This window comes from Mesorhizobium sp. M4A.F.Ca.ET.020.02.1.1, assembly GCF_004022645.1.
GTDB lineage: Bacteria > Pseudomonadota > Alphaproteobacteria > Rhizobiales > Rhizobiaceae > Mesorhizobium.
Genome location: NZ_RZOI01000266.1, coordinates 1 through 7,330, shown reverse-complemented (window position 1 = coordinate 7,330; position 7,330 = coordinate 1). Strand labels below are relative to the sequence as shown.

Below are 7,330 nucleotides of genomic sequence, written 5' to 3'. Positions count from 1 at the left end.
TTCCTGGACCGATCGCGGACAACGTCGCCCGCTTCGACCCTGAAGCGGACGACGCCGCGATCATCGAGGCGGCAAGGCGCGCCGAGGCGCATGATCTGATTCTGGCGCTGCGCGATGGCTACCAGACCATGGTCGGTCCCTCGGATAGGACGCTGTCGGGCGGCGAGCGACAGCGGATCGGGCTGGCGCGCGCCTTCTACGGCAATCCGCGGATCCTCGTGCTGGACGAGCCCAGCACCCATCTCGACGGCAGCGGCGAGATGGCGCTCGAAGCGGTGCTTTCGGCTGCGAAAGCCGCCGGCGTCACGACGATCGTGATCACGCATCGCCCATCGATCGCCGCGGCCTGCGACCGCGTGATGCTTTTGCGCGGTGGCGTGATCGAAGCCTTCGGTCCGAGCGGCGAGGTGTTGCGCCAGTCGTCGGTGGCCAAGGGTCTGCCTGCACAGCAGGGCACCGTGGTGACGGGCTCGTTCGCGCAGACGATGCGCGCACACGGCACCCGCTTCGGATCGTAAGTCGATGACAGCCGAGAGCCTCACCTTCGACGGCCATCCGCGCACCGACTTCCGGCGTGTGGCGCTGGCCGGGTATGGGGCAATCGCAATCTTCGCGGGCTGCTTCGGCTACTGGGCGATGAGCGCGCCGCTGTCCGGCGCGGTGATCACGCAAGGCACGATATCGGCCACTGGCGGCAACATCTTGATCCAGCAGCCCGAGGGCGGCATCATCCAGCAACTGCTCGTCCGTGAGGGCGACCGCGTGCGGCAGGGCCAGGACCTCATCCTCCTCGACCGGACGGCGGCGCAAGCCGACCTCAACCGGCTGACCAGGCAGTCGATCGCGCTCAAGGCAAGCGCGGCGCGCCTCGAAGCCGAGCGCGACGGACTGGACAGGCTTGCGCCGATCACCGAGGCAGCGCCGGCGCCGTTCCAGCAGGATTTCGAAAATCTTGTCCGGGAACAGCAGAAGGTATTCGACGCCAGGCTCGCGCGCTTCCACTCCGAACAGTCGATCATGGCGCAGCGGGTCGCCATGCACCGCGAGTCGGTCGTGGGCCTGAACGCCCAGAAACTCGCCATCGAGCAGCAGGCCGATGTCGTGAAGAAGGAGCTCGGCATCAAGACCAGCCTGCTGGACAAGGGCCTCACCAACCGCACCGAATACTCGCAGCTTCTGCGCTCTGAGGCCGATCTCGTCGGCCAGGCCGGCGCGTTGGAGGCAAACCTCGCCGCGGCCAACTCCCAGATCGTCGAGGCGCAGGTGCAGGTCGAGCGGCTGACCACGCAGCGCGTGGAAGAAGCGCTGACCAGGCTCGACGAGGTCCGCACCAACCTCGCCGACATCAAGGAGCGCATCAGGGCGGCCGAAGCGGTGCTTCGGCGCACCACGATCAAGGCGCCGGCCGCCGGCATCGTGGTGTCGTCGACCTATAATTCCATGGGCAGCGTGATCGCGCCGGGCGAAAAGATCATGGAGATCCTGCCGACGGCATCGGGCCTCAACGTCGATGCCAAGCTCAGGCCGAAGGACATCGACCAGGTGAGCGTCGGCCAGCCGGCAAAGCTCAGGCTGTCGGCGCTCAACATGCGCCTGACGCCGGAGGTGTCGGCGACGGTGAGCGAAATCTCCGCCGACCGCCTGATCGACCAGACCACGCGCGAACCCTATTTCCGCGCCAGGCTTAAGATTGCCGACGCCCTGCCGCCCGGCGTGAAAGCCGACCAGCTTTACCCGGGAACGCCGGTCGAGGCGTTCATCAACACCGGCAATCGCACCTTCTTCGAGTATCTCGCACGGCCGATGCTCGATTCCTTCGCGCGTGCTTTCACGGAGCGATAGGCCTTGCTGACCGCACGATTCATCATCGTGCCTCCATCACCGGATCGGTACGGCGGACGTTTCCAGAAGGCCCGCTGCCTGATTATTGAAAGTGGTGCCCCTAGCCGGGATCGAACCAGCACTCCTTGCGGAACTCGATTTTGAGTCGAGCGCGTCTACCAATTCCGCCATAGGGGCTCAGGCCGGGCGGCCTGGATGGGCGCGGACTATACGGTTGCGGGCCTGTTCGTCAACTGGCGAGTTTCCCGATCGGCTTCACGCCCGCGACCAATCTTCACCTTTCGGTTTCGTGAAGGTGCTGCCATTGTGCGGCGCGGAAAATCTTTCTAGACAAGCGGCGCGTCGCTGCATGTCGCGCAAAACGACATGCGTGGACAGTGCAGGAAGGGCGGCGCAATCACAGGAGAGCCGATGCTTCGCGGACTTTACGACTGGACGCTCTCGCTGGCAGCCCGCAAATCCGCCGAATGGTGGCTGGCCTTCATCGCCTTCGTCGAGAGTTCCGTGTTCCTGGTGCCGGCGGACGTGCTCTATCTGCCGATGGCGCTGTCGAAGCCGGAGCGCGCCTACCGCTACGCGCTGATCGCCACCGCCGCTTCGGTGCTCGGCGGCGTCTTCGGCTGGTTCATCGGCCACTACGCCTATGAGGCGGTGGCCAAGCCGATCCTCGAATTCTATGGCAAATACGACGAGTTCGAAGCGCTGCGCACGTCGTCCGGCATCGGCTTCATCATCCTGATGCTGATCACCTCGGGCGCCGCTCATTTGCCGCCGATCAAGGTGGTGACGATCCTGTCGGGCGTCATCGGCGTCAATCTGCTGCTCTTCATCGGCCTTGCCATCGTGGCGCGCGGCGCTCGTTTCCTGCTGCTGGCCTGGCTGCTGCGCCGCTATGGTGAATCGATCAAGGAGTTCATCGAGAAGCGCCTCGGCATGATCGTCGGCGCCGGCGCCGCTGCCCTTATTTTGCTCTATATCCTCGTCAGATACGCCCACGCATAGCGACCACGCAAACGGACCACCTTCGATGACAGCGACCATGAATGCCGACACCGGACGCCAGCGGACGCGCGCCGCCCTGTTCCTCGCCGTCGCCATGGCCGCCACCGTCGGCTCGGCGCTCGCCTTCCAGTACATTGGCGGCTACATCCCCTGTCACCTCTGCCTGGAGCAGCGCACGCCCTATTACGTCGGCGCGCCACTGATGCTGTTGGCGGCGATCGCCTCGCTGCTCAAGGCGCCGGCCTGTCTAACGCGAGGCCTGCTCGCCGTCGGCGGCCTCTTGATGCTCTACGGCCTCTATCTCGGCGTCTACCACTCCGGCGTCGAATGGGCTTGGTGGCCGGGCCCGGCCGACTGCACCGCCGGCGCCGGCCCGGTCGACACCGGCGGCAAGGGCGTGCTCGACGCGCTCGACAAGTTCGTGCCGCCCTCCTGCGACAAGGCGGCGCTGCGCATCCTCGGCCTGTCGCTGGCCGGCTGGAACGCCATCGCCAGCTTCATCCTCGCCGCCGTCGCCTTCCGCAGCGCCCTTTCGCGCGACTGACCGCGTGATCTGGCGACGCAGAGTTCGTCCAGAAATTCGCCAGCCCGGATTGGCTGGCGCGGCTTTCGAGAACCGGGACTGAGCGTACCTAAGTACGTGAGCACCGGAAGCGCAGAAAGCTGCGGCAGACGACCGGGCTCGCGGATTTCTGCCGAACTCTACGGTTCCAGTTCGACGTCCCAGTACAGATAATCCATCCAGCTTTCATGCAGATGGTTGGGCGGGAACAGGCGGCCGTTGTTGTGCAGGTCGTGCACCGTCGGCTGATAGGGCTTTTGCAGCGGCCACATCTTGGCGTGCGCCGGCATCATGCCGCCCTTCCTGAGGTTGCAGGGTGAGCAGGCGGCGACCACGTTCTCCCAGGTCGTCGCGCCGCCGCGATGGCGCGGGATGACATGGTCGAAGGTCAGGTCGTCAGGCGTGCCGCAATACTGGCATTGGAAGCGGTCGCGCAGGAAGACGTTGAAGCGGGTGAAGGCCGGATGCCTTGACGGCTTCACATAGGCCTTCAGGCTGACGACGCTGGGCAGCTTCATCGAGAAGGTCGGCGACGATACGGCATGCTCGTACTCGGCGACGATGTTGACCCTCTCGAGGAACACCGCCTTGATGGCATCCTGCCATGACCAGAGCGACAGCGGGTAATAGCTGAGCGGACGGTAGTCCGCGTTCAGCACCAGTGCTGGAAGCCCATCCGGAGATACGGCAACCGTCACGTCGTTGACCTCCTTGGCTCCGCGCATGACCCCGAAAATCGAACGATTTTCGGAAAGGATCATGCGCAACTTCAAAAGTCTTACGGCGTCTTTTGAGCATCCAACCGGATGCACGGCGCCGTAACCGATCGGCGCGGATACTGTAAGCCCGACATGACAGGGATGTGAAGCGGATTGTCGCGCGCCCGAAATGTCAAAAACGCATGATTTTAGGGCTTTTTTACGGATTTACGCCGGTGGCGCGGCGTCCCTCCCCCGCGTTTCACGATAATAGGCCCAGAAAAGCCGCGACGCGACACCTCGCCACGGGCTCCATGATTCGGCGAGGCGGATAAGCGTTTTCTCAGGCGGACGCGGGTCGATGCCCAGCGCATGGCCGACCGCGCTCTGCAGCGCGACGTCCCGCGCCGGGAAGACGTCGGGATGGCCGGCGGCGAACAGCAGGTAGCATTGCGCCGTCCACGGACCGATGCCCGGCACCGCCGTCATCGCCGCGATCGCCTCATCGGCATCGAGCCGGCAGAGACGGTGCAGGTCGAGCCCCTCGACCACGGCGCCGGCGACGGCGAGCAGGCCGCGCTGCTTCGGCCGCGACAGCCCGGCCTCGCGAAAAATGTCCTCGCCGGCGGCCAACACCGCTTCCGGCGTCAGCGGGTCGAGCAGCCTGGTCAGCCGGCCGAAGATCGCATCGGCGCTGGCGCGCGACACCTGCTGCGAGACGATGATCGAGGCCAGGCTCCTGAAGCCCGGCTCGGAGAGCCTGAGCGGCACATCGCCCGCCATGCCGCGCACCGTCTCCAGCCGCGGGTCGATGCGGCAGAGCGCGTCGAGGCCCCGCGCGATGTCGTCGACACTGGCGATGCGCTGCATGTTTGCTTGTTCCCAGGACGCGCACGAAGTGGCAATTGATGGCCGTGCAAAGTAGCAACCGGCGAAAGCGCCGCACAACCCGATTGCCGCCAAAGAGATGACGCTGCTGACATTCCGCTTCGCGCCGAGCCCGAACGGCGACCTGCATCTCGGCCATGCCTATTCGGCGCTGCTCAACCAGAAACTGGCATCGGCGGCGGGCGGCCGCCTGCTGCTGCGCATCGAGGACATCGACACCACGCGCTGCACGCCGGAATTCGAAGCCGGCATCTATCGCGACCTGGAATGGCTGGAGCTGGCGTGGGAACAACCGGTGCGCCGCCAGTCCGAGCACTTCGCCGAATACCAGGCGGTGCTCGACCGGCTGATTGGGGAAGAGCTCGTCTATCCCGCCTTTATGAGCCGTGGCGAGATCAGGGCCCATATCGCCGGGAGCGACAAGCGCGGCCGCGACTGGCCGCGCGATCCCGACGGCGTGCCGCTCTATCCCGCCATGGACAAGGCCTTGCCGATCAGGGAACGGAAGCGACGGATCGCCGAGAACCTGCCCTTCGCCTGGCGGCTGGATATCGAAAAGTCGATGGCGTGCGTTTCCGCCGACCTGTCATGGACCGAATTCAGTGACGACACACTCGGCGGCACGCGGCGCATCGAGGCGCGGCCGCAGGACTGGGGCGACGTGATCGTGGCAAGGCGCGACATCCCAACGAGCTATCACCTCGCCGTGGTCGTCGACGACGCGCTGCAAGGCATCAGCCATGTCGTGCGCGGCCAGGACCTGTTCCTGGCGACCGGCGTTCAGCGCCTTCTGCAGGACCTGCTCGGCCTGCCGCAGCCGGCCTATTTCCACCACCCGTTGATCCTCGGCCCGGACGGCCGCAAGCTGTCGAAGAGCCTCGGCGATACCGGCCTCGCCGCGCTCAGGCAGGCCGGCGCCTCGCCGGACGATGTCCGGCGGCTGGTCGGCCTTTAGGATTCCTCGAACTGGGTATGCTGAGATTCAGGTCAGGCCGAGTCGAGAATGGCGGGTTCCGAGAATCGGAGCGGAGCGTACTTCAAGTACGTGAGCACCGGAAGCGCAGGAAACCGCCATTCGCAGGCCGGCCTCACCTGAATATCGGCGTACCCATCACCAGCGCGCCAGGCCTGCCTTGATCAGCGCCATGCCGCTGATGAAGGTAAAGGCGCCGCCCAGGCCGCAGGCAACCGCCAGCTTGAGGTCCCTGAGGCTGATGCCGTGCTCGTTGGCGACCATGATCGCGACGAAGAAGCCAAGCGTGAACAGGAGCGTGTTGCCGGTCGAGCCGAAACCGTCCTCCTGCATGATGGCGTCGAGCGCGGTGCCGAAGAAGAAGCCGAAGACCGCGACGGTCGCAACCGTCATCAGCAGCCAGCTTGTGTCGAGATGCAAAAGCATGCCTGCCCATGGCGCGCTGAACGCCATGCCCCTGATCCAACGGCAGCTATCGGCTGTCGTGGCGCCCTGTGTTGAATTCGAGTGAGCTTATGGATCAATCGTTTCGTTTTGATTGCCGGATTGAACGGCATTAGAGCAATCGCGCTAGTTACCTCTTCACCCAAGCGACAGGCCCCCCGGACATGCACAGCATCAAGCGGTTCATCCCCGCCTCTTTCGTCGTCCTGTGGGCGACCGGCTTCATTGGCGCGCGCTATGCCATGCCCTGGGCAGAGCCTTTCACCTTCCTGGCCGCGCGCTTCGTCCTGGCCGCCATCCTGCTCGCCGTTCTCACGACCGTGCTCGGCTCCAGGAAAGCCTCCCGCGCGGAGGCCTGCCACGCCGCGGTTGCCGGCCTGCTGATGCATGGCGTCTATCTCGGCGCCGTGTTCTGGGCGATCCACAGGGGGATGCCCGCCGGCTTCTCGGCGCTGATCGTCGGCCTGCAGCCACTGATCACGGCGGTGCTTGCCGGCAAGTTCCTCGGCGAGGCGATCCTGCCACGCCATTGGATCGGCCTCGCCGTCGGGTTGGTCGGCGTCGTCATCGTGCTGTGGCCGAAGCTTGGAGCCGTTGGCGGCGGCGTCACCGCTGCGACGCTGACCGCTTCGTTGGTCTCGGTGCTGGCCATGAGCGCCGGCACCGTCTGGCAGAAACGCTTCGCCTCCGGCGGCGACCTGGTGACCGCGACGATGTGGCAATATGTCGGCGGCGCCGCGCTGATGGTGCTCGCCTCGCTCGCCTTCGAGACGCGCACCGTCACCATCAATGGCGAGTTGATCTTCGCCTTGGCCTGGCTGGTGCTGGTACTGTCGATCGGCGCCATCTTCCTGCTGATGGTGATGATCCGCGACGGCGAGATGTCGAAGGTCGCCTCGCTGTTTTACCTCGTACCGGCGG

At 65.3% G+C, this 7,330-nt stretch carries 9 protein-coding genes and 1 tRNA gene; 6 read left to right on the top strand and 4 right to left on the bottom strand.

Translation table 11 applies throughout. From position 1 onward, the window contains the following. Both EN742_RS17670 and EN742_RS17665 read left to right on the top strand, forming a co-directional pair. On the top strand, nucleotides 1-518 hold a 518-nt coding region (locus EN742_RS17670; protein ID WP_128333085.1), incomplete at its 5' end, for an ATP-binding cassette domain-containing protein. A gap of 4 nt (nucleotides 519-522) precedes the next feature. Then, complete coding sequence (locus EN742_RS17665) at nucleotides 523-1,842, top strand: HlyD family type I secretion periplasmic adaptor subunit (RefSeq protein ID WP_126058125.1); 1,320 nt, start codon at nucleotides 523-525, stop codon at nucleotides 1,840-1,842. Between the two features lie 92 nt (nucleotides 1,843-1,934). Here EN742_RS17665 and EN742_RS17660 read toward each other — a convergent pair. Further along, nucleotides 1,935-2,019: transfer RNA gene (locus tag EN742_RS17660), tRNA-Leu, on the bottom strand. Between the two features lie 234 nt (nucleotides 2,020-2,253). On the opposite strand from EN742_RS17660, the gene EN742_RS17655 reads away from it, so the two are divergent. Beyond that, nucleotides 2,254-2,844 (top strand): YqaA family protein, encoded by a 591-nt coding sequence (locus EN742_RS17655; RefSeq protein ID WP_126058124.1) that lies wholly within the window; start codon nucleotides 2,254-2,256, stop codon nucleotides 2,842-2,844. Between the two features lie 25 nt (nucleotides 2,845-2,869). After that, nucleotides 2,870-3,388: a disulfide bond formation protein B gene (locus tag EN742_RS17650; protein ID WP_126058123.1), complete on the top strand. Its 519-nt coding sequence runs from the start codon at nucleotides 2,870-2,872 to the stop codon at nucleotides 3,386-3,388. Nucleotides 3,389-3,546: 158 nt separating this feature from the next. Here EN742_RS17650 and EN742_RS17645 read toward each other — a convergent pair whose 3' ends face one another. Together EN742_RS17645 and EN742_RS17640 are read right to left on the bottom strand one after the other, a co-directional pair. Further along, complete coding sequence (locus EN742_RS17645; RefSeq protein WP_023677956.1) at nucleotides 3,547-4,104, bottom strand: HNH endonuclease; 558 nt, start codon at nucleotides 4,102-4,104, stop codon at nucleotides 3,547-3,549. 228 nt (nucleotides 4,105-4,332) lie between these two features. Next, nucleotides 4,333-4,974: a DNA-3-methyladenine glycosylase gene (locus tag EN742_RS17640; protein ID WP_126058122.1), complete on the bottom strand. Its 642-nt coding sequence runs from the start codon at nucleotides 4,972-4,974 to the stop codon at nucleotides 4,333-4,335. Nucleotides 4,975-5,071: 97 nt separating this feature from the next. Here EN742_RS17640 and gluQRS point away from each other — a divergent pair, with 97 nt between their 5' ends. Further along, nucleotides 5,072-5,947 (top strand): tRNA glutamyl-Q(34) synthetase GluQRS, encoded by an 876-nt coding sequence (gene gluQRS / locus EN742_RS17635; protein ID WP_126058121.1) that lies wholly within the window; start codon nucleotides 5,072-5,074, stop codon nucleotides 5,945-5,947. 156 nt (nucleotides 5,948-6,103) lie between these two features. Here gluQRS and EN742_RS17630 read toward each other — a convergent pair whose 3' ends face one another. After that, nucleotides 6,104-6,418: a hypothetical protein gene (locus EN742_RS17630; protein WP_245455368.1), complete on the bottom strand. Its 315-nt coding sequence runs from the start codon at nucleotides 6,416-6,418 to the stop codon at nucleotides 6,104-6,106. Between the two features lie 155 nt (nucleotides 6,419-6,573). On the opposite strand from EN742_RS17630, the gene EN742_RS17625 reads away from it, so the two are divergent. Next, on the top strand, nucleotides 6,574-7,330 hold a 757-nt coding region (locus EN742_RS17625), incomplete at its 3' end, for a DMT family transporter (protein WP_148670137.1).

Excerpts from the sequence above, each read along its gene's own strand:
- EN742_RS17665 (WP_126058125.1), top strand. The coding sequence starts at position 523 with ATGACAGCCGAGAGCCTCACCTTCGACGGCCATCCGCGCACCGACTTC.
- EN742_RS17655 (WP_126058124.1), top strand. The coding sequence starts at position 2,254 with ATGCTTCGCGGACTTTACGACTGGACGCTCTCGCTGGCAGCCCGCAAA.
- EN742_RS17650 (WP_126058123.1), top strand. The coding sequence starts at position 2,870 with ATGACAGCGACCATGAATGCCGACACCGGACGCCAGCGGACGCGCGCC.
- EN742_RS17640 (WP_126058122.1), bottom strand. The coding sequence starts at position 4,974 with ATGCAGCGCATCGCCAGTGTCGACGACATCGCGCGGGGCCTCGACGCG.
- gluQRS (WP_126058121.1), top strand. The coding sequence starts at position 5,072 with ATGACGCTGCTGACATTCCGCTTCGCGCCGAGCCCGAACGGCGACCTG.
- EN742_RS17630 (WP_245455368.1), bottom strand. The coding sequence starts at position 6,418 with ATGGCGTTCAGCGCGCCATGGGCAGGCATGCTTTTGCATCTCGACACA.